The 19,097-nt window shown below is 70.6% G+C and carries 21 protein-coding genes and 2 pseudogenes; 22 read left to right on the forward strand and 1 reads right to left on the reverse strand.

Annotated elements, in window-relative coordinates:
- The first annotated feature begins 201 nt into the window (after window positions 1–201).
- The 22 genes and pseudogenes from V7793_RS17360 (at window position 202) to V7793_RS17465 (ending at window position 18,649) form a co-directional block, all read left to right on the forward strand.
- Window positions 202–792, forward strand: a complete 591-nt coding sequence (locus tag V7793_RS17360) for a hypothetical protein (RefSeq protein WP_058046476.1) — start codon at window positions 202–204, stop codon at window positions 790–792.
- A gap of 155 nt (window positions 793–947) precedes the next feature.
- A complete protein-coding gene (rpsP, locus tag V7793_RS17365; protein ID WP_030369333.1) occupies window positions 948–1,382 on the forward strand; it encodes a 30S ribosomal protein S16 in 435 nt (144 codons plus the stop codon).
- A 2-nt stretch (window positions 1,383–1,384) separates the two neighbouring features.
- Window positions 1,385–1,624: an RNA-binding protein gene (locus tag V7793_RS17370; RefSeq protein ID WP_020868149.1), complete on the forward strand. Its 240-nt coding sequence runs from the start codon at window positions 1,385–1,387 to the stop codon at window positions 1,622–1,624.
- An 84-nt stretch (window positions 1,625–1,708) separates the two neighbouring features.
- Window positions 1,709–2,374: a ribosome maturation factor RimM gene (gene rimM / locus V7793_RS17375; protein WP_336007491.1), complete on the forward strand. Its 666-nt coding sequence runs from the start codon at window positions 1,709–1,711 to the stop codon at window positions 2,372–2,374.
- Window positions 2,374–3,183 carry a tRNA (guanosine(37)-N1)-methyltransferase TrmD gene (trmD, locus tag V7793_RS17380; protein ID WP_336007493.1) on the forward strand — a complete coding sequence of 270 codons (810 nt, stop codon included), beginning with the start codon at window positions 2,374–2,376 and terminating at the stop codon, window positions 3,181–3,183. The genes rimM and trmD overlap by 1 nt, the downstream gene beginning before the upstream one ends.
- A 130-nt stretch (window positions 3,184–3,313) precedes the next feature.
- On the forward strand, window positions 3,314–3,664 hold the full coding sequence (rplS, locus tag V7793_RS17385) for a 50S ribosomal protein L19 (RefSeq protein WP_168096161.1): 351 nt from the start codon (window positions 3,314–3,316) through the stop codon (window positions 3,662–3,664).
- Window positions 3,665–3,709: 45 nt separating this feature from the next.
- Window positions 3,710–4,555 carry a signal peptidase I gene (gene lepB, locus V7793_RS17390; protein ID WP_336007495.1) on the forward strand — a complete coding sequence of 282 codons (846 nt, stop codon included), beginning with the start codon at window positions 3,710–3,712 and terminating at the stop codon, window positions 4,553–4,555.
- Window positions 4,548–5,582 carry a signal peptidase I gene (gene lepB / locus V7793_RS17395; RefSeq protein ID WP_443057933.1) on the forward strand — a complete coding sequence of 345 codons (1,035 nt, stop codon included), beginning with the start codon at window positions 4,548–4,550 and terminating at the stop codon, window positions 5,580–5,582. The genes lepB (V7793_RS17390) and lepB (V7793_RS17395) overlap by 8 nt, the downstream gene beginning before the upstream one ends.
- Window positions 5,524–6,528 carry a signal peptidase I gene (gene lepB / locus V7793_RS17400; RefSeq protein ID WP_336007523.1) on the forward strand — a complete coding sequence of 335 codons (1,005 nt, stop codon included), beginning with the start codon at window positions 5,524–5,526 and terminating at the stop codon, window positions 6,526–6,528. The genes lepB (V7793_RS17395) and lepB (V7793_RS17400) overlap by 59 nt, the downstream gene beginning before the upstream one ends.
- Before the next feature lie 112 nt (window positions 6,529–6,640).
- On the forward strand, window positions 6,641–7,384 hold the full coding sequence (lepB, locus tag V7793_RS17405; protein ID WP_336007497.1) for a signal peptidase I: 744 nt from the start codon (window positions 6,641–6,643) through the stop codon (window positions 7,382–7,384).
- A complete protein-coding gene (locus V7793_RS17410; RefSeq protein WP_336007499.1) occupies window positions 7,377–7,910 on the forward strand; it encodes an NUDIX hydrolase in 534 nt (177 codons plus the stop codon). The genes lepB (V7793_RS17405) and V7793_RS17410 overlap by 8 nt, the downstream gene beginning before the upstream one ends.
- Before the next feature lie 40 nt (window positions 7,911–7,950).
- The gene (locus V7793_RS17415) at window positions 7,951–8,259 is read left to right on the forward strand and encodes a DUF2469 domain-containing protein (protein ID WP_009714730.1); all 309 of its coding nucleotides are present in this window, start codon (window positions 7,951–7,953) and stop codon (window positions 8,257–8,259) included.
- A gap of 82 nt (window positions 8,260–8,341) precedes the next feature.
- Window positions 8,342–8,701, forward strand: a complete 360-nt coding sequence (locus V7793_RS17420; RefSeq protein ID WP_058046482.1) for a YraN family protein — start codon at window positions 8,342–8,344, stop codon at window positions 8,699–8,701.
- Window positions 8,701–9,672 (forward strand): annotated as a pseudogene (locus V7793_RS17425) (ATP-binding protein); the annotation flags it as partial. The gene V7793_RS17420 and the pseudogene V7793_RS17425, both read left to right, overlap by 1 nt.
- Window positions 9,673–9,797: 125 nt before the next feature.
- A complete protein-coding gene (locus tag V7793_RS17430; RefSeq protein ID WP_336007508.1) occupies window positions 9,798–10,991 on the forward strand; it encodes an integrase in 1,194 nt (397 codons plus the stop codon).
- A gap of 5 nt (window positions 10,992–10,996) precedes the next feature.
- The gene (locus V7793_RS17435) at window positions 10,997–13,603 is read left to right on the forward strand and encodes a tyrosine-type recombinase/integrase (protein WP_336007510.1); all 2,607 of its coding nucleotides are present in this window, start codon (window positions 10,997–10,999) and stop codon (window positions 13,601–13,603) included.
- Complete coding sequence (locus V7793_RS17440) at window positions 13,600–14,166, forward strand: DUF6262 family protein (protein ID WP_336007513.1); 567 nt, start codon at window positions 13,600–13,602, stop codon at window positions 14,164–14,166. The genes V7793_RS17435 and V7793_RS17440 overlap by 4 nt, the downstream gene beginning before the upstream one ends.
- Window positions 14,167–14,446: 280 nt before the next feature.
- Entirely contained in the window at window positions 14,447–14,872 is a 426-nt protein-coding gene (locus tag V7793_RS17445) for a hypothetical protein (RefSeq protein ID WP_336007515.1), read from the forward strand.
- Window positions 14,873–15,010: 138 nt separating this feature from the next.
- Window positions 15,011–15,652 (forward strand): annotated as a pseudogene (locus V7793_RS17450) (ATP-binding protein); the annotation flags it as partial.
- A complete protein-coding gene (gene dprA / locus V7793_RS17455) occupies window positions 15,649–16,830 on the forward strand; it encodes a DNA-processing protein DprA (RefSeq protein WP_336007517.1) in 1,182 nt (393 codons plus the stop codon). The pseudogene V7793_RS17450 and the gene dprA, both read left to right, overlap by 4 nt.
- A 236-nt stretch (window positions 16,831–17,066) precedes the next feature.
- Window positions 17,067–17,903 (forward strand): RNA polymerase sigma factor WhiG, encoded by an 837-nt coding sequence (gene whiG, locus V7793_RS17460; protein ID WP_058046485.1) that lies wholly within the window; start codon window positions 17,067–17,069, stop codon window positions 17,901–17,903.
- A 206-nt stretch (window positions 17,904–18,109) separates the two neighbouring features.
- Complete coding sequence (locus V7793_RS17465; RefSeq protein WP_336007526.1) at window positions 18,110–18,649, forward strand: TetR/AcrR family transcriptional regulator; 540 nt, start codon at window positions 18,110–18,112, stop codon at window positions 18,647–18,649.
- Here V7793_RS17465 and V7793_RS17470 read toward each other — a convergent pair.
- On the reverse strand, window positions 18,639–19,097 hold a 459-nt coding region (locus V7793_RS17470), incomplete at its 5' end, for a M23 family metallopeptidase (protein WP_336007519.1). The two genes, V7793_RS17465 and V7793_RS17470, sit on opposite strands and share 11 nt — an antisense overlap.

A 19,097-nucleotide genomic window follows, 5' to 3' on the forward strand; every position in this document is an offset into this window, starting at 1 on the left:
GTCCGTAGGGGCGCACACCCCCCGGTGCGCGCTTACTGATGAGTCAGTACGTCCCGGGTTGCGAACAGGTGCGCGGCTTCTCCGTAGATCTGCGCACCCGCCCTCGTCGGGACGCATGAGCGTGAAACTGACTGGTACGTGCAAATTATTTGGGATGGCCCGGTATCGGAACACCGGGCGGTCCCGGCTCGTTGTCACGACGTGAGCACGACACCACCTGTTCTCGCCGCAGAGCTGGCGCAGGCGTGGGCCGACATTCAGCGGCACCACCCCGAGCTGCCGGATCTTGCCGCGCCCGAATCGCTGATCGGGGAGTCGTCGTCCGCATGCGGCGCCGAGCTCTCCTTCGAACGGCTGCTGCACGAGGCAGTGCACGGCATCGCGGCCGCCCGCGGTGTCCGTGACACCTCTCGCGCAGGCCGCTACCACAATCGCCGGTTCCTGGCGATCGCCGAGGAGCTCGGACTCGACCACAGCGAGGATCCGCATCCCAGCAGCGGCTTCTCCCTGGTCGTGCTCAACCCGGAGGCGCGCAAGCGCTACCGTCCCACGATCGACAGACTGCAGCGCGCCCTCAAGGCGCACACGGTCGCCACCACCGCCGACACCTCGCGGACGTTCCGCGGGCCGGCGGCGCGGCACGGCTCGTCCGGCGGCGGGGTACGGGTCAAGGCGGTGTGCGACTGCGGCCGGAACGTGCGCGTCGTGCCCTCCGTGCTCGCCCAGGCGCCGATCATGTGCGGTGGCTGCGGGCAGCCCTTCCGGATTCCGGAGGCGGTCACGGTCGGCTGACCTGGAGGGGTGTGGCACAATGGGACGCTGTACTCGACAGTCGCATAGGACCCCTCTCTCCTCCGGCTGGCGCGTCCATCGGGCATCCGAGTACCGCAACCCCACGTGGCATCTCGTTGTGCCCAACCACGTCAAGACCAGGAGACACCACTCCCGTGGCAGTCAAGATCAAGCTGAAGCGTCTGGGCAAGATCCGTTCGCCTCACTACCGCATCGTCATCGCCGACTCCCGTACCCGCCGTGACGGCCGGGCCATCGAGGAGATCGGTCTGTACCACCCGGTGCAGAACCCCTCGCGCATCGAGGTCGACTCCGAGCGTGTCCAGTACTGGCTGGGTGTCGGCGCGCAGCCGACCGAGCCCGTCATGGCCATCCTCAAGGTCACCGGCGACTGGCAGAAGTTCAAGGGCCTGCCGGCCCCGGCCCCGATGCTCGTCGCCGAGCCGAAGAAGGACCACAGCGGTCTCTTCGACGCCGTCGTGAGCGCCGCGGGCGAGGCGAAGGGTGAGGCCATCACCCCGAAGGCGAAGAAGTCGGAGAAGAAGGACGAGGCCGCTGAGGCCGAGTCCGCTGAGTCGACCGAGGCCTGAGGATGCTCGAGGAGGCCCTTGAGCACCTCGTGAAGGGCATCGTCGACAACCCCGACGAGGTGCAGGTCGCTTCGCGCAACCTGCGCCGTGGGCGCGTGCTGGAGGTCCGGGTTCACCCGGACGACCTCGGCAAGGTGATCGGCCGCAACGGCCGCACCGCGCGTGCCCTGCGCACCGTCGTGGGCGCCATCGGCGGCCGTGGCATCCGCGTCGACCTCGTCGACGTGGATCAGGTCCGCTGAGAAGCGGTTGAGCACCGGCACGGGCCGGGAAGGGCTTGGGCCCTTCCCGGCCCGTTGTCGCGTACGGAGAGCAGAGAAGGAAACATGCAGCTCGTAGTCGGCAGGATCGGCCGCGCCCACGGCATCCGGGGCGAGGTCACGGTTGAGGTGCGCACGGACGAGCCCGAGCTCCGGCTCGGCCCCGGCGCCGTCCTGGCCACGGACCCCGCCGTCGCGGGGCCGCTGACCATCGAGTCCGGCCGCGTGCACAGCGGGCGGCTCCTGCTGCGCTTCGCGGGCGTGGGCGACCGCACTGCCGCGGAGGCGCTCCGTAACATCCTCCTCATCGCCGAGGTGGACCCGGAGGAGACCCCGGAGGACCCGGAGGAGTTCTACGACCACCAGCTGATGGACCTGGAGGTCGTCACGGTCGACGGCACCGTCATCGGCCGGATCACCGAGATCTCCCACCTGCCCTCGCAGGACCTCTTCATCGTGGAGCGGCCCGACGGGGCCGAGGTGATGATCCCCTTCGTCTCCGAGATCGTCACGGAGATCGACCTCGACGAGCAGCGCGCCGTCATCGACCCGCCGCGAGGCCTGATCGACACCGACGAGGCGGAGATCGCTTCGTCGCGTGAGGCGGGGCATGAGGCAGGGCCTGAGGCGGAGCATGAGGCGGGACAGGGTTCCCCGGCCGGTTCCGCGGACGGCTCCGTGAACGGCAGCGAGAAGGGCAGCGAGAGCGGCTCCGAGCGGGGCGACGCCTGATGCGCCTCGACGTCGTCACGATCTTCCCCGAGTACCTCGAGCCGCTGAACGTCTCGCTCGTCGGCAAGGCGCGGGCACGGGGCCAGCTCGACGTCCGCGTGCACGACCTGCGCGCGTGGGCGCACGACAAGCACAACACCGTCGACGACACCCCGTACGGCGGCGGCCCCGGCATGGTCATGAAGCCGGAGCCCTGGGGCGAGGCTCTCGACTCGATCATCGAGTCGGGCGAGGGGCGGCCCGTGATCGTCGTCCCGACGCCCAGCGGCCGGCCCTTCACCCAGGAGCTCGCGGTAGAGCTCTCCGAGAAGCAGTGGCTGGTCTTCACCCCCGCCCGCTACGAGGGCATCGACCGCCGGGTCATCGAGGAGTACGGCGACCGCCTCGACGTCCGCGAGGTATCCATCGGCGACTACGTGCTGGCCGGCGGCGAGGCCCCCGTCCTCGTCATGGTCGAGGCCGTCGCCCGGCTGCTCCCCGGTGTGCTCGGCAACGCCGAGTCGCACCGCGACGACTCCTTCGCCCCGGGCGCCATGGCCGACCTCCTCGAGGGCCCCGTCTACACCAAGCCCCCGGAGTGGCGCGGCCGCGGCATCCCCGACGTCCTGCTCAGCGGCCACCACGGCAAGATCGCCCGGTGGCGCCGCGACGAGGCGTTCCGGCGCACGGTGCGCAACCGCCCCGATCTGATCGAGCGCGCGGACCCCGCCGCCTTCGACAAGAAGGACCGCGAGATCCTCTCGATCCTGGGCTGGGGCCCCGGCCCCGACGGCCGATTTGGGCGAGTGGCCCCGGACGTGGAAGAATAAGCCGTTGCCTTGCGCCCGGCGTGCGCCCCTGCCACAGGGGGAACGACGCTCGCCCGGTGTGCCGGCACCATCCCCACTTCAGTACGAATTCCGCTGATGACCTGTGGCATCGGCGAGGAAGCAGACGAACATGTCCTCCCTGCTCGACAACGTCAACGCCGCGTCGCTGCGCACCGACGTCCCGGCCTTCCGCCCCGGCGACACCGTGAACGTCCACGTCCGCGTCATCGAGGGCAACCGCTCCCGTATCCAGCAGTTCAAGGGTGTCGTCATCCGCCGCCAGGGCGCGGGCGTCAGCGAGACCTTCACGGTCCGCAAGGTCTCGTTCTCCGTCGGCGTCGAGCGCACCTTCCCGGTGCACAGCCCGATCTTCGAGAAGGTCGAGCTCGTCACCCGCGGTGACGTCCGTCGCGCCAAGCTGTACTACCTCCGTGAGCTCCGCGGCAAGGCCGCGAAGATCAAGGAGAAGCGCGACAACTGAGCTTCCGTCCGGCGTCCGCGCCTGGCCGGATAGGCTTTCGGCTCGATGGACACCGACGTACAGCTTTCGGAGCGCGACCGCTCTCCCCGCCCCGCAGAGGGCGCGGAGCAGGGGTCGCGCTCCTCGCGTTTTCCCGCCTCCCCGGCCGCCTGGGCCAAGGCCGCCGGGGCGTGGCTGCGAGGCGGCGGCCCCCTGCGCCGTGCGGGTGTGCTGCTGACGCTCTGCCTGGTCTTCCTGCTGCTGCTCAGCAGCTACGTGGTGCAGCCCTTCCTGATCCCCAGCGGGTCGATGGAGAACACCCTCCGGGTGGGCGACCGGGTGCTCGTCAACAAGCTCGCCTACAGCTTCGGGGGCAAGCCGGAACGGGGCGACGTGGTGGTCTTCGACGGCACCGACTCCTTCCTCCACGACGTGCCGGCGGAGAACCCGGCGGCGGCGCTGATCCGCAAGGGGGCCTCGTCCGTCGGCCTCATGGGGCCCGCGGCGACCGTCTACATCAAGCGCGTGGTGGGCGTCGGGGGCGACAGGATCACCTGCTGTGACGCGCGCGGCCGGTTGCAGATCAACGGCCACCCGGTGGACGAGGGATTCCTCTACCCGGGCGACGCGCCTTCACGCGTGCCCTTCGACGCCGTGGTCCCCGAGGGCAAGCTGTGGGTGATGGGCGACCACCGGGGCGACTCCCGCGACTCCCGTGACCACCTGGGGGAGCCCGGCGGCGGCATGGTGCCGGTGAGCAGGGTCGTCGGGCGGGCCGACTGGATCGGCTGGCCGTTCGGGCGGATGACCGAACTCAAGCGTCCCGACGTCTACGCGCGCGTGCCGGAAGCCGACGCCTCCGCCGGACACACGGGGAGGCCCGCCGGACGGAGCGGGAGGCCGGGTGGGTAGCAGGGGACGTACGCTGCCGGGCCCCGCGGGCCCGGCGGATGCGGGAGCACTGGGAGCGGGCGCGGCCACGGGCGGCCGTGCCGCGCGGCGGAAGGCGGCGCGGCGGGTCAAACGGCGCCGGCGCCGCTCTGCGGTCAAGGAAGTGCCGATCCTCATAGCGGTCGCGCTCCTGATCGCCTTGGTGTTCAAGACGTTCCTGGTGCAGGCGTTCGTCATCCCCTCCGGCTCCATGGAGCAGACCATCCGGATCGGCGACCGCGTCCTGGTGGACAAGCTGACCCCCTGGTTCGGCTCCCGGCCCCAGCGCGGTGACGTCATCGTCTTCAAGGACCCCGGCGGCTGGCTGGACGGGGAGCAGCTGAAGACCGGGCCCGACCCGGTGGGCGTCAAACAAGCCAAACAACTGCTGACTTTCATCGGCCTGCTTCCGTCCGCGAACGAGCAGGATCTGATCAAGCGTGTGATCGGCGTCGGCGGTGACACGGTCAAGTGCTGCGACACGAACGGCAAAATCACGGTCAACGGAACGCCGCTCGACGAGCCCTACCTGCACCCCGACAACGCCCCCTCGAAGCTCGACTTCACGGTGCGGGTGCCTCAGGACCGCTACTTCGTGATGGGCGACCACCGCTCCAACTCGGCTGATTCCCGCTTCCACCTGGACGATCCCGGACAGGGCACCGTGCCGCAGGAGCTGGTCGTCGGCCGTGCGGTCGTGATCGCGTGGCCCCTGGGCCACTGGCGACAGCTGTCCGAAAGAGACACTTTCGCAACGGTCGATGACGCGCCGCCGGCGGAGACGCGAGCACGCGGTCCGGCGCATAGTGTGTCCTTCATGGATCAGCAAGGATTGATCCAACTCCCGACCCCTGCGGAACTCCCGCTCGTTATGGGAGTGGTGGGCCTGCATCGTGTGTACGGCGGCCCGCAGCGTGGAGAGCGGAGCGAGAGGAGTGGATGTGGGGGACTTGGCGGTCGGCGCACGGTCCGGTCACGAAGAGCCCGAGAAGCGGCCCGGGGAGGCTGACGGGTCGCCAGGGGCGGGCGTGCCGGCGGAGGCCATGTCCCAGGCATCCCAGGAGGCTGCGGGCGGACCGGCGCGGACGGACGGCGAAGGCGTGAGCCCCGAGCCGGAAGCGGACGAAGAGGGCCCGCGTGGTGCGGCCCCCAAGAAGCAGCGGTCCTTCTGGAAAGAGCTGCCGATACTGATCGGCATCGCCCTGGTCCTCGCACTGCTGATCAAGACGTTCCTGGTGCAGGCGTTCTCGATCCCGTCGGATTCCATGCAGAACACCCTCCAGCGCGGGGACCGCGTGCTGGTGGACAAGCTCACCCCGTGGTTCGGCGCCGAGCCCGAGCGCGGTGAGGTCGTGGTCTTCCACGACCCGGACAACTGGCTCGGGGACGAGGCCCAGACGCCCCAGCCCGGCCCGCTGGGCGGCGGCGTGCAGAAGGTCCTCAGCTTCATCGGCCTCATGCCCTCGGCCGAGGAGAAGGACCTCATCAAGCGGGTCATCGCGGTCGGCGGGGACACCGTGGAGTGCCAGAAGGGCGGCCCGGTCAAGGTCAACGGCAAGGCCCTGTCGGAGAAGGACTACCTCTTCCCCGACAACACCCCGTGCGACGACCAGCCCTTCGGTCCGATCAAGGTGCCCAAGGGCAAGCTCTGGGTGATGGGCGACCACCGCCAGAACTCCCTGGACTCGCGCTACCACCCGAACCAGGACCACGGCTTCGTCCCGGTGCCCGATGTCGTGGGCCGCGCCTTCGTGGTCGCCTGGCCGATCAACCGCTGGTCCTTCCTCGGCGTTCCCGGCACTTTCGACCAGCCGGGGCTGAACGCCGCCGCCGCGGCCGCGCCCTCCGCGCTCGGGCTCGCCGGAGCGGTGCCGCTCGTCCTGTGGCGCCGGCGCAAGCTCGCCGCACGGAGCGGCACCGAGGGGCTCACCCTCCGGAGCGCCCCCAGGGACTGACCGGCAGAGCCTCCCGAAGGGCTGACTCGCCTGCATACCGCCCGGTAGTGTGCGGTTCCCGTGCCCCTGGGCATGCGGAATCCGATCTTCTACGCGGGGCGGGAGCACTGGGATGAGCGGAGCGGGACGTACGGACGACGGCCACGGCCGCGCGGGCAGGATGCTGTCCGGGCTGGCCGTGGCCGTCGGCTGTGTGCTCTTCCTCGGTGGCTTCGTCTGGGGCGCCCTGCTCTACCAGCCCTACACCGTCCCCACCGACTCCATGGCGCCGACCATCGGGCGGGGCGACCGGGTCCTCGCCCAGCGCATCGACGGCGGCGACGTGCGGCGCGGGGACATCGTCGTCTTCAAGGACAAGGTCTGGGGCGACTCCCCGATGGTCAAGCGGGTCGTCGGCACGGGCGGCGACACCGTGGCCTGCTGTGACGCGCAAGGGCGCCTCACGGTCGACGGCAAACCGATCGAGGAACCGTATCTGCAGGCCAACGGCCCGGCGTCGCCCACCACCTTCTCCGCCACCGTCCCCGAGGGGCAGCTCTTCCTGCTCGGAGACCACCGCAACGACTCCGTGGACTCCCGGGGCCACCTCACCGACGCCTCCCACGGCTCCGTGCCGCGCGGTGCCGTGAAGGCCCGCGTGGACGCCACTGCCTGGCCCGTGGGCGGCTGGGGCATGATGGACAGACCCGAGTCCTTCGCCGCCCTCCCGGGAGGCACCTCGCAGCCCGGCCCGCTGCCCCTGGTGCTGGCGGCCGTGGTCGCCGGCGCGGTGCTCATCCTGGGCGGCGCGGCGTACGGGCCCGTGGCGCGTTTCGTGACGCCGAGGCGCAGGGAGGAGGTGCCCGCCCATGGCTGAGGAAGGGCCCGCCCGCACGGTGGGGGAGGTGCCCACCGGAGCGGGCGAGCCGCGCAGGGCGTCACGGGTCGTCCTGCTCGACCCGGACGACCGCATCCTGCTGATGCACGGCTACGAACCGGGCGACCCCACGACGACCTGGTGGTTCACCCCGGGCGGCGGCCTGGAGGGTGCCGAGAGCTGGGAACAGGCGGCACGCCGGGAGCTGGCCGAGGAGACCGGGATCACAGAGATCGACCTGGGCCCCGTCCTGTGGTGCCGCACCTGTTCCTTCCCCTTCGACGGCCGCCGCTGGGACCAGGACGAGCGCTACTTCCTGGCCCGCACCGCGCAGCCCGGGAAGTGGACCGGCGGCGGGACGGAACTGGAGCGGCGCAGCGTCACGGGGCTGCGCTGGTGGACCTGCGAGGAACTTCTCGCGACCCGTGAGACGGTGTATCCGACCAGGCTCGCCGGGCTGCTGCGTACGCTGCTCGACGAGGGACCCCCGCGTACGCCGGTGCTCCTGGAGACGGAGCGCGCCTGACGCACAATGGGGGGGACGCACGGCTGAAGGGGAACATGCCATGAGCGCCGAGGACCTCGAGAAGTACGAGACCGAGATGGAGCTGAAGCTCTACCGGGAGTACCGCGATGTCGTCGGTCTGTTCAAATACGTGATCGAGACCGAGCGTCGTTTCTACCTCACCAACGACTACGAGATGCAGGTGCACTCCGTCCAGGGCGAGGTCTTCTTCGAGGTCTCGATGGCCGACGCCTGGGTCTGGGACATGTACCGCCCGGCCCGGTTCGTGAAACAGGTGCGGGTGCTCACGTTCAAGGATGTGAACATCGAGGAGCTGAACAAGAGCGACCTCGACCTTCCGGGTGGCTGAGTTCTCCACAACCGGCGGGTAATCCACCAAGATCCAACAATTCCGGGGGCCGGCGGCACGGTGGGCGCCGGAGGTGGTGCCCGTGAACGCCCGAGAAGCACTCGGTCGCTACGGCGAGAATCTCGCCGTCCGCCGGCTGGCCCAGGCCGGCATCGTCGTCCTCGAACGGAACTGGAGATGCCGCGAGGGCGAGATCGACATCGTGGCCATGGAGGCCGACACCCTGGTGGTGTGCGAGGTCAAGACCCGCCGCACCGGTGCCTACGAACACCCGATGGCCGCCGTCACCCCGGCGAAGGCAGACCGGTTGCGCCGGCTCGCCGAGCGCTGGCTGGCGCGGCACGGCGGACCGCCCGCGGGCGGCGTGCGGATCGACCTGGTAGGCGTGATCGTCCCCGACCGGGGAGCCCCCGCCGTGGAGCACGCCAAGGGGGTGGCGTGATGGGCTTCGCCCGTACGTGTTCGGTGGCGCTGGTCGGGGTCGAGGGAGTGGTGGTCGAGGTCCAGGCCGACCTGGAGCCGGGCGTTGCCGCCTTCACCCTCGTCGGCCTGCCCGACAAGAGCCTCGTGGAGAGCAAGGACCGAGTCCGCGCGGCCGTCGTGAATTCCGGCGCCGAATGGCCGCAGAAGAAGCTGACCGTGGGCCTGAGCCCCGCGGCCGTCCCCAAGGGCGGAAGCGGCTTCGACCTCGCCGTCGCCTGCGCCGTCCTGGCCGCCGCGGAGCGCCTCGATCCCCGGGAGATCGCCGACCTGGTGCTCATCGGGGAGCTCGGCCTCGACGGCCGCGTCCGCCCGGTGCAAGGCATTCTCCCGGCGGTCCTGGCCGCGGCCGACGCGGGCTACCGGCAGGTGGTCGTCCCCGAGCGCACGGCCGCCGAGGCGTCCCTCGTGCCCGGCGTCTCGGTGCTCGGCATCCGCAGCCTGCGCCAGCTGATCGCCGTCCTGACGGACGAGCCGGTGCCCGAGGAGGAGCCGCTGCAGGAGGGCAGCCCGGATCCGATGCTCGCCGGGCTCTCGGTCCCCGGGGCGGGGCTGGGCACGGGGGTCGTGCACGGGGAGCGCCGGCCCGACCTCGCCGAGGTAGCAGGGCAGGCCAGGGCCCGGATGGCCCTCGAAGTGGCCGCCGCCGGGCGGCACCACCTCCTCCTCCAGGGCCCGCCCGGAGCAGGCAAGACCATGCTCGCGGAGCGGCTGCCCGGCCTCCTGCCGCCCCTCACCTCCCAGGAGTCCCTCGAGGTCACCGCGGTGCACTCCGTAGCGGGCACTCTTCCCGCGGGCCAGCCCCTCCTCGACCGGGCCCCGTACTGCGCTCCGCACCACTCGGCGTCCATGCCCTCGCTCGTCGGCGGCGGCAGCGGGCTGCCGCGCCCGGGCGCCGTCTCCCTGGCCCACCGCGGCGTGCTCTTCATGGACTTTACTGACCACTGATCCATCTTCCTGATGGTTCGTCAGAGTGGTGGTTCGAGCGTGTTTGGCATGGTTTACCAATCGGCTCGGCATGATCCTGCACGTACGGGAGTGCGGGGTCAGGAGTTGGTGTGGCTGGCGGAATGGTGCTGGGGGACCTGAGGGTTCAGGAGATCCCGAGGGCTGGCGGTGGTTACTCCTACACGATCTTGTGGCCGGACGGGCTGGTGGACGAGGAGGCGGATGGCTTCCTGCGTCAGTTCGAGGGCCGGGGGACGCAGAGGACCTACGCCTACTTCCTGGTGGATCATCTGCGGTGGCGGGTGCGGGAAGGTCTTCGGACGGAGTCGGTGAGGATTCTGGATCTTCACCGCTACATGGGGGCGGTGGGGGCCCAGGTTCCGATGCCGTTCGGTCAGCCGTGGCGGGTGCCGCCGAAGCGTCCGTACGGGGACTCGGCCCTGGAGGTGCTCGCGGCCTGCCTGAAGGGCTTCTACGTTCACCAGTGCTCGGTGGGCGGGGTGAACGACCGGCTGCTCGACGAGCTGGATGTCAGGCGGCTGCCGACTCGCGCCGACCGCAGCCGCCTGATGCTGGGGCACGTGGTGACGTCGATGCCGGCCAACCCGCTGAAACGTTCACGCCCCGCGAAGAGGCGGCATCCGAAGATGCTCCCTGAAGGTGCGAAGCCTGAGCTGCTGGGGAACGTGCGGTCGGCCCGGGATGCGATGGTGGTGACCTGGCTGTCGGACACGAGCCTGCGGATCGGCGGGTTGACCGGCTTGCACCTGGTGGACCTGCATTTGCGGGAGAACGCGGAGTGCGGTGAGTGCCGCAGCCCTCATCTGCATGTCTGTCACCGGTGGGGGAATCCGAACCGGGCGACGGCGAAGATCAAGCCCCAGTGGAGTCTGGTCGACGGGGTGATCACGGGTGGGGAGATCTACCGGGCCAGCTCGGCGATGATGAGCAGCTACTTCGCCTACATGACGACCGAGTATCGGCGCCTGGCCGGCGGGCACGGGATGCTGCTGATTCAGCTGGAGGGACCTCGGGCGGGGGAGCCGTGGTCGGCGGCGGCCGCGCGGGGGATGCTCCGCCGCGCGGGGCGTCGGGCGGATTTGCCGGGGCGGATCGTGCCAAAGGCGTTCCGGCACGAGTTCACGAACAAGGTCCTGGACGCCAGCGGCGGGGATCCGTTCGTGGCCAAGGCCGTGGGCAACTGGTCGTCGGCGCGGATGGTCGATGAGGTCTACGGGCATCCGGATTTGCATTCGCCTGAGTTCGGGGCGGCGCTCGAGGCGGTCTGGGGTGAGGGACAGTGACCGGCGTGTTTGCTCCGGTGCTGCTGCCCCTGGCTGGCCAGGGCGACGGCCGCACGGGGCGGGACCGGCTGGAGGTGCTGGAGGCGCTGATCGCGGCGCCGTCCTTCGACCCGCTTTTCCGGGAGGACGTGATCCGGGTCGAGCGTGATCACCCGGCCTACGGCTGGCGCTGTGATGTCGTGGACTGCGAGCGAGCAGCCGCCCAGGGGCGAGGGTTGTGTGACGCTCACCGCACACAGTGGCGGGAGGCGAGGGCGGCCGGAGCGCGCAACCGGCCCGAGTTCGTGAAGTCCCTTCAGCCGCTGAAGGCCCGCGGAGGCCATCTGGATCGCCGGATGTGTGTGGTCTGCCCGCACCTGCCCGCCTGGAGCTCCTACGAGCTGTGCTTTCTTCACGCCGGCCGATGGCACAGCTACCGGCAGGGCTGGTTGAAGAAGGGGGTCGAGGTGAGGTTCGAGGAGTGGCTGGCCAAGGCCCGGCCGCTCCCTTCCTTCGGCCAGTGCCAGGTGATCGGCTGCCCCTACACGGCTGAGCATCCGCTGGGCCTGTGTTACCGGCATGTCTGTGCTTATCGCAGGGCCGGCGAGCCGGGTGGCGCCAAGCCGACTCCGAACTGGAGCCGGTGGAGGGCCGAGCGCGGCAAGCCGGTGACGATCACCTACCAGGACCGCATGCGTTTCGAGTGCTGGCTGGGCGAAGCGGAGCTGAGCCGCCGGGTCGATGGAACGCTGTCGCTGCTGGGGCTCGCTCCGCTGCTGAAGGCAGAGATCAAATGGGGAGTCTTCCACCACACCCAGGTGCCCACCGACGGCGCGTTCTGGGGGTTCTTGGATATCCAGAGAATGGTCGACCACTGCAGGCAGCACAAGGTCGGCGCTCTGGCCGACCTCGACATCCCGCGGCTGGGCACCCATCAGCAGCGGATCGCCCGCCGCATGCTGGAGTACCTGCGGCCGCTCTACTTCACCCGCGAGGACACGAAGGCGGCCGGCTTCCTCGACCTGGACCACTTCGGGGTCAGGATGAGGAACAGGCAGAGCTTCTATGACCTGACGAGTATCTCCCAAGGGTGGCTGCGGGACCTGCTCTGGGAGCACATCGCCCACCGCCTGACCGCCGATCCGCCCCGCAGCGACGTGCCGTTGGACAACTGGCGCAGGGGATGCGCGGAACTGTCGGCCTTTTTGGAGGTCCATGCGCCGGACGGCGGTCACCAGCCTTGCCTTCTGACCGGGCAGCACATGCTCGACTTCGTCGCCGACCAGCGGCACCGCAGCCGCACCGGAATGCCGTTCCTCGCGGTCCGCCCGAGGTTCCGAGCCAAGGCGGATGACGAAGCACGGGCGATCGCGAGCCCGGATGCGGTCGGCCGGATGTTCAACGCTGCCCGGGTGGTCCTGCGACGGGCACTGGAGACAGGCGAGTCCGAGCGGATCGGGCTTCAGCGGGCCTTCATCATCGCCCTGCCGTTCGGCGGCGTGAGCACAGGACGGCGCCGGCCGTTCTCGGATGAGATCGCCCGGGCGCTGGCGGACGAGAGGAACCTGGAACGGCTGGAGGGCTTCGACCACGAGGACCGGGGCCTGCGAGACATCTGGGAGACGCTCGTGTTCACCGGCCGCCGCGGCGGGGAGGTGCTGAACGCCCGCCTGGACTGCATCAGCCGCATCAACGGGCTCCCGTTCTTCTGGCACGACCAGACGAAGGTCGGCAACATCGACGCAGGGATCCGCATCCCTGAACGTTTGTTCACCCGGATCGGGCAGCGGCAGGCCAAGACCGAGGAACGCTTCTTCGAACGCAACGGACGCCTGCCCACCGCCGAGGAACGCAAGCAGATCGCGCTCTTCCCCCGCCGCGGCGCCAATCGCTCGTTCCGGCACGGCGTCAGCCACAGCTGGTTCGGCGGGAGCTTCCGGTCCTGGGTCGTGGACCTGGAAGTCTGCGGGCAGGCGGTCCCGCACCAGGCCCGGCACACTCTGGCCACCAGGCTCCTGAAGGCCGGGGCGAACCTGAGCCACATCAAGCGCTACCTCGGCCAGGTCTCCGACCGCATGGCTGAGCACTACACACACCTCGCGAGCACCGACCCGCGCCTGGAAGAAGCACTCCAAGCGGTCTGGGTCGCGGGACCGGGCTCGGCGGAGCCGGGCCTGGTCCTGTCGACCGGCGAGAACATGACCCGCGCGCAGGCCGAGGCCCTGGCAATCGATCTCACCCGCCGGTCAACCCCGGCCGAGGGCGGATTCTGCACCTTCCAGCCCGTCGTCAACGGCGACGCCTGCCCCTGGAACATGGACTGCCACAACTGCGACAAGTTCGTCCTCTCCGGAGCCGACCTCGTCTACTGGCACCGCAAGCGCGAGCAGTGGCGCATGCTCGCCGAACGCGCCCCCGATCCCGCGACCGCTGACTTCCTCCACGAGGTGTTCGAACCCACCGCCCGCGCGATCGACGGCCTGGAGAAGGCCCTGGCAGCTCTCGGCCTGCTCGACGACGCGCTCGCACTCGACCTTCGCCGGCCGCAGGACTACTTCGGCCGCATCTGGGCCACAGCCTTCCGCGCCCAGGACCTCGCCCGCCACACCACGGACAGTGAGGAGGACGCATGAGGCCGGAGAACACTGCGGCCGCGATCGCAGCCCGCCGCCTCCAGACCGAGGACAAGCTGGCCCGCGTCACCGCCACGATCGGCCAGCTTCGCCGGGAACGCGGCCGCCCGACTATCCGCGGCATCGCCCAGCGCGCAGGAGTCTCCTCCACGTTCCTCTACGAGAACACCGAAGCCCGCGCGCTGGTGAAGAACGCGGTCGCCGACAGCCGCAGCCGGCACGACTGCCACGGCCAAGCCGAGCATGAGCGGATCGAGGCGACCTGGCGCGAGCGGGCGCTCAACGCCGAGGCCGAGCTCACCCGCACCCAGAAGGAGATCTTCACCCAGCGGCAGCGGATCGGCGAGCTGATGGGGCAGATCCGCGACTTCGACCAGATGGTCCCCGGCGAGTCCGTCCAGGCCCTGACCACCGAGAACACCACCCTTAAACACCGTGTCCAGCAGCTGACCCGCGAGCACCGCACCCTCCAGGAACGGCTCGAAGGAGCCCGCTCGAACCTCCGCTTCGCCGATAGGCGCATCGCCGACCTTGAAGCACAGCTTCTAGGGCAAGGTCCGTGACGTCAGCAGTGCAAGAAGCGGCCGCCACCTGTCAATTCACAACCGCACAAAGTTCTGGTGACTCATCTCGCCGGTCGAACGGAAGTCCGAAGTGAGACTTCCGCTTCGGCTGTGACGCAGGTTACAGTTGGACCGCATGAGTCCACCTAGGGGGTTCTTCTCCCCCTTCAGGGAAGCAGGGTGACCCGACCTGCCTCGTGAGGACGGAAGGGACGGCTCCAGCCAGGAGTCGCCAACCTTCCTTTCAAAAAATTCCTCACCAGGCAGAAGGGCCTTTGTCATGTCGTTCTTCGACCCCCTGCTCAACGGCAAGGAGCTCAGCGCTCTTGTCAAGGTCGCCTACATCATCCCGCTCACGCTGTTGATCATCCTGTCGACCCCGGGATGGATCGTCTGGATCTTCCTCAACGATGCACGGCGTGACTCCGCCATAGACATGGTCAGGGAGATGACGGCCTTCGGCCGCCCCGCAGGAAAGTCGAGCACTATCGACCCCACCTCTGTTCTTACAAGACCGCTGGCTGCCCAGGACGATCTCGAAGAGATCGTCCGGCGGGCCGTCGCTGAAGCCCTACGGCAGCAACTGCCTGCTTCCGGGCTGGATGCCAAGGGCGTCGATAACGACCCGGACGTCGACGACGATCCGGAAGTCATTGACTGTCCGGGCGTCGACGACGAACCGGACGTCGATGACGTGGGCGTCTGACATGGGAGACCCCAGCCAGTGCTGGGGTCTCTCGCTTGCTCGCGATCACGCCCCCTCTCCAGAGGATCTCGTCGTGGCGGACATATGCGCGACGTTCCTCCGCAGGTCCGGGGCGATCCTGCCTACAAGGAGGTCGGAAAACTGACCGAGGCGCCCGAGTTCTCCGGGAGGGTGCTGGACGCCCTGAGGCAGCCGCTGGAGTCGGGTCACGTCATCGTGGCCCGCTCCGGCGGCGTCCTGCGACTGCCCGCCCGGTTCCTCCTCGTCCTGGCCGCCAACCCCTGCCCGTGCGGACGGCACGGCATGCTGGGGGAGGGCTGCGACTGCACTCCCCAGGCCGTCAGGCGCTACCGCGCGCGCCTGTCAGGCCCCCTCCTGGACCGGGTCGACCTGCGGGTGACGGTCGAAGCGGTGGCCCGTTCCGAGCTGACGGGACCGGCAGCGGCGGAGACGACTGCCGAGGTGGCCGACAGGGTCCGCGCCGCCCGGGAGCGGGCCGCGGCCCGCCTCGCGGACATGCCCTGGCAGACCAACAGCGAAGTCCCCGGCCACGAACTGCGGACGCGCTGGCGCGTCGCCCCCGGCGCCCTCGACGAGGCCGAACGCGACATGGAGCGGGGCATGCTGACGGCACGTGGCCTCGACCGCGTGCTGCGCGTCGCCTGGACGGTTGCGGACCTCGCCGGCCATGACCTCCCTGATGCCTCGGACGTCAACTGCGCGCTCGAACTGCGCACGGGCGTCCACCGCGGCGCGGTCGTGGCCGGAGGCCAACCGTGACGGGCCCCGCCCCCGAGGACCGGCTGGCCCGCGCCGCCCTCACCCGCCTGACCGAGCCCGGGGACGAGCGCGTAGGGCGGTGGATCAGGGAGATGGGCGCCGTGAGGCTGGTGCGGGGCCTCACGGGGGCGGGCCCGGCGCCGCCGGGGGCCGGGCGCGAGCGGCTCGCCGGGTGCCTGGAGCGCGCCGCCGCCCTCGACCCCCACCGCGACCTCGAGGCCGTCGCCCGGCTGGGCGGCCGCTTCCTCTGCCCCGGAGACCGGGAATGGCCTCGGCAATTGGACGACCTCGGTGATGCCCGGCCGCTCGGCCTCTGGGTGCGCGGCGGGGCCGACCTGCGGCTGTGGGCCCTGCGCTCCGTCGCCGTGGTCGGGGCGCGCGCCTGCACCGACTACGGCTCGCACGTCGCCTCCCTCCTCGGCGCCGGACTGGCACGCCGCGGCTGGGTCGTCGTCTCCGGCGCCGCGTACGGCGTCGACGGTGCCGCTCACAGGGGCGCACTCGCGGCGGGCGGGGCGACCGTCGCCGTGCTCGCCTGCGGGGTCGACGTGCCCTACCCGCGGGGCCATGCGGATCTCATCGACCGGATCGTGGAACGTGGCCTGGTGCTCGCCGAGTTGCCCCCGGGCGGGCACCCCACCCGCAGCCGCTTCGTCCTGCGCAACCGTGTCATCGCCGCATTGACGAGGGGGACCGTGGTCGTGGAGGCCGAGTACCGCAGCGGCTCACTGGTGACGGCCCGTCGCGCGCGGCTGCTGGGCCGCCAGACGATGGGCGTGCCCGGCCCGGTGACGTCGGGCCTGTCGGCGGGCGTGCACGAACTGCTCCGCGAGGACGCCGCGCTGGTCACCGACGCGGACGAGATCACCGAGCTGGTCGGCGGGATCGGGGACCTCGCCCCCGAGCGGCGCGGCCCCGTCGTCGCACGCGACCTGCTGGCCCCGGCGGCGGCCGTGGTACTGGAGGCGGTGCCCGGCGGAGGCGGCGGGGACGGGGGGCTCATCGCGCGAAACGCGGGCCTGAGCAGGGATCAGACGCTTGCCAGACTGTACGAGCTGCAGTCCCTCGGCTTCGTGGAACGCCGCGGTGATCACTGGAAGTTGGCCGCCCCACCGTCAACATCCGACACCTCCAAGCCCCCCGGACGGCGCCCGTCCGCGCGGCGAGGCGGTTCTTGACCTGGGGCGATCGGGTGAAAAGGTTAAGGGGACGACCGCGGCCGCCGATACGGCGAGGCCCGTACGGACGCCGGCCCCCGGTGCCGCATGCCGGCGCTTCCGGCAGGGGAACGTATCCGCACACCGACGAAGAGGACTCATCGCATACCGCAACGCAGCAGTCACGCTACGCTCACGGGATTCCAGCCATTCGTACCACTCGATCCACGTCACAGCAGAACGGCTCAAGACGACGAATGCCCCAGCACACCTCCGGTTCGGACCGCGCGGCGGTGCCGCCCGCGGCGCGCGGCCCCGAGCGCCCTCCCGCACCCTCGACGCTCGATGAGCTGTGGCGGTCGTACAAGGCCTCGGGCGACGACCGGCTGCGGGAGCAGCTGATCCTCCACTACTCGCCCCTGGTGAAGTACGTGGCGGGGCGGGTCAGTGTCGGCCTGCCGCCCAACGTCGAGCAGGCCGACTTCGTCTCCTCGGGGATCTTCGGACTCATCGACGCCATCGAGAAGTTCGACCCCGCCCGGGAGATCAAGTTCGAGACGTACGCCATCACCCGGATCCGCGGCGCGATGATCGACGAGCTGCGTGCCCTCGACTGGATCCCGCGCTCCGTCCGGCAGAAGGCGCGCGCGGTCGAGCGCGCGTACGCCACGCTGGAGGCCGAGCTGCGGCGCACGCCCTCGGAGGCCGAGGTCGCGGCCGAGATGGGCATCGCCATCGAGGAACTGCACGGGGTTTTCAGCCAGTTGTCGCTGACCAACGTGGTCGCCCTGGAGGACCTCCTGCACGCCGGCGCCGAAGGCGGCGAGCGGCTGAGCCTGATGGACACCCTCGAGGACACCGCCGCCGACGACCCCGTCGAGGTCGCCGAGGACCGTGAGCTGCGCCGCCTCCTCGCCCGCGCGATCAACACCCTCCCCGAGCGTGAGAAGACCGTGGTCACCCTCTACTACTACGAGGGCCTCACCCTCGCCGAGATCGGGCATGTGCTCGGCGTCACGGAGAGCAGGGTCAGCCAGATCCATACGAAGTCGGTGCTCCAGCTGAGGGCGAAGCTGGCGGACGTCGGCCGCTGAGGGGGCGGCGAGGACCCGGTGAAGTCGGCAAGGGGCCGGGAGAGTGTGCAGGGTCCTGCGAGGAGGCGCGGGGGTGGCGGACCGGTAGGGCCTGACGGGCCGGCAAGGGGCGCGAATCCTCCCTCGGCGTCGTCCCGGCCCCCGGCAATCCGTAAAGTGGGGACGTGCCCAGGATTCGAGCGGCCTCGGTGGCCGAGCACCGGACGATGCAGCGCGGCGCCCTGCTGGACGCCGCCCGTTCCCTGCTGTCCGAGGGGGGCACGGAGGCGTTGACGTTCCCCGCCCTGGCCGAGCGCACCGGCCTGGCACGCTCCTCGGTCTACGAGTACTTCCGCTCGCGGGCAGCCGTGGTCGAAGAGCTCTGCGCGGTCGACTTCCCCGTCTGGGCGGCGGAGGTCGAAGCCGCCATGGAGGGCGCGGACACGCCCGAGGCGAAGATCGAGGCGTATGTGCGCCGGCAGCTGGCACTGGTCGGCGACCGCCGCCACCGAGCCGTGGTCGCGATCTCCGCCGGCGAGCTGGACGCGGGCGCACGCGAGAAGATCCGGGCCGCCCACGGCGGGCTCATCGCCATGGTCGTGGAGGCGCTCGTCGCCCTCGGCCACGAGCAGCCGCGCCTGGCCGCCATGCTGCTGCAGGGCGTGGTCGACGCCGCCGTGCGCCGGATCGAGCTGGGCGCCGCCGAGGAGCCCGGCAGCATCATCGAGGCGGCCGTGTCCATGGCGCTGCGCGGCGTCAAGGGCTGACCACCGCCGGGCCCGGCCCGCCCGACAGTGGCAGCAGCCGGGACGGCGGCCTGCGCAGCATCCACGGCGGCAGCAGGGACAAAGGATCCAGATAGACCCGGCCGCGGAGCAGCCCCCAGTGGAGGCACCCGCCGGAGCAGTGGAACGGGCCCGCCTGCAGCGTGCCGATCACCTGCCCCGCCGCCACCTGGTCCCCTTCCTCCACCATCGCCTGCACCGGTTCGTACGTGGTCCGCAGTGGCGGCTCGCCCGTACCCGGGTGCTGCACCGACACCACGCCCCGCCCCGCGACGGTGCCCGCGAAGGAGACGGTGCCGGGTGCGGCAGCCCGTACCGGCTGCCCCGCCCGGGCGACGAGATCCACCCCGCGGTGCCCGGCCGCCCAGGGCACCGGTGGCGGCCGCCAGGCCCGTACGAGCAGGGGCCGGCCCCCTCGCGACCCGCTGAC

It is taken from the genome of Streptomyces sp. KLMMK (assembly GCF_036961605.1).
GTDB lineage: Bacteria > Actinomycetota > Actinomycetes > Streptomycetales > Streptomycetaceae > Streptomyces > Streptomyces telluris.

Coding starts and splice junctions, on each gene's coding strand:
- trmD (WP_336007493.1), top strand. CDS start 2,374: ATGCGCCTCGACGTCGTCACGATCTTCCCCGAGTACCTCGAGCCGCTG.
- lepB (WP_336007497.1), top strand. CDS start 6,641: ATGAGCGGAGCGGGACGTACGGACGACGGCCACGGCCGCGCGGGCAGG.
- lepB (WP_336007495.1), top strand. CDS start 3,710: ATGGACACCGACGTACAGCTTTCGGAGCGCGACCGCTCTCCCCGCCCC.
- V7793_RS17445 (WP_336007515.1), top strand. CDS start 14,447: ATGTCGTTCTTCGACCCCCTGCTCAACGGCAAGGAGCTCAGCGCTCTT.
- rimM (WP_336007491.1), top strand. CDS start 1,709: ATGCAGCTCGTAGTCGGCAGGATCGGCCGCGCCCACGGCATCCGGGGC.
- V7793_RS17440 (WP_336007513.1), top strand. CDS start 13,600: ATGAGGCCGGAGAACACTGCGGCCGCGATCGCAGCCCGCCGCCTCCAG.
- V7793_RS17410 (WP_336007499.1), top strand. CDS start 7,377: ATGGCTGAGGAAGGGCCCGCCCGCACGGTGGGGGAGGTGCCCACCGGA.
- V7793_RS17370 (WP_020868149.1), top strand. CDS start 1,385: ATGCTCGAGGAGGCCCTTGAGCACCTCGTGAAGGGCATCGTCGACAAC.
- rplS (WP_168096161.1), top strand. CDS start 3,314: ATGTCCTCCCTGCTCGACAACGTCAACGCCGCGTCGCTGCGCACCGAC.
- V7793_RS17465 (WP_336007526.1), top strand. CDS start 18,110: ATGCAGCGCGGCGCCCTGCTGGACGCCGCCCGTTCCCTGCTGTCCGAG.
- V7793_RS17415 (WP_009714730.1), top strand. CDS start 7,951: ATGAGCGCCGAGGACCTCGAGAAGTACGAGACCGAGATGGAGCTGAAG.
- whiG (WP_058046485.1), top strand. CDS start 17,067: ATGCCCCAGCACACCTCCGGTTCGGACCGCGCGGCGGTGCCGCCCGCG.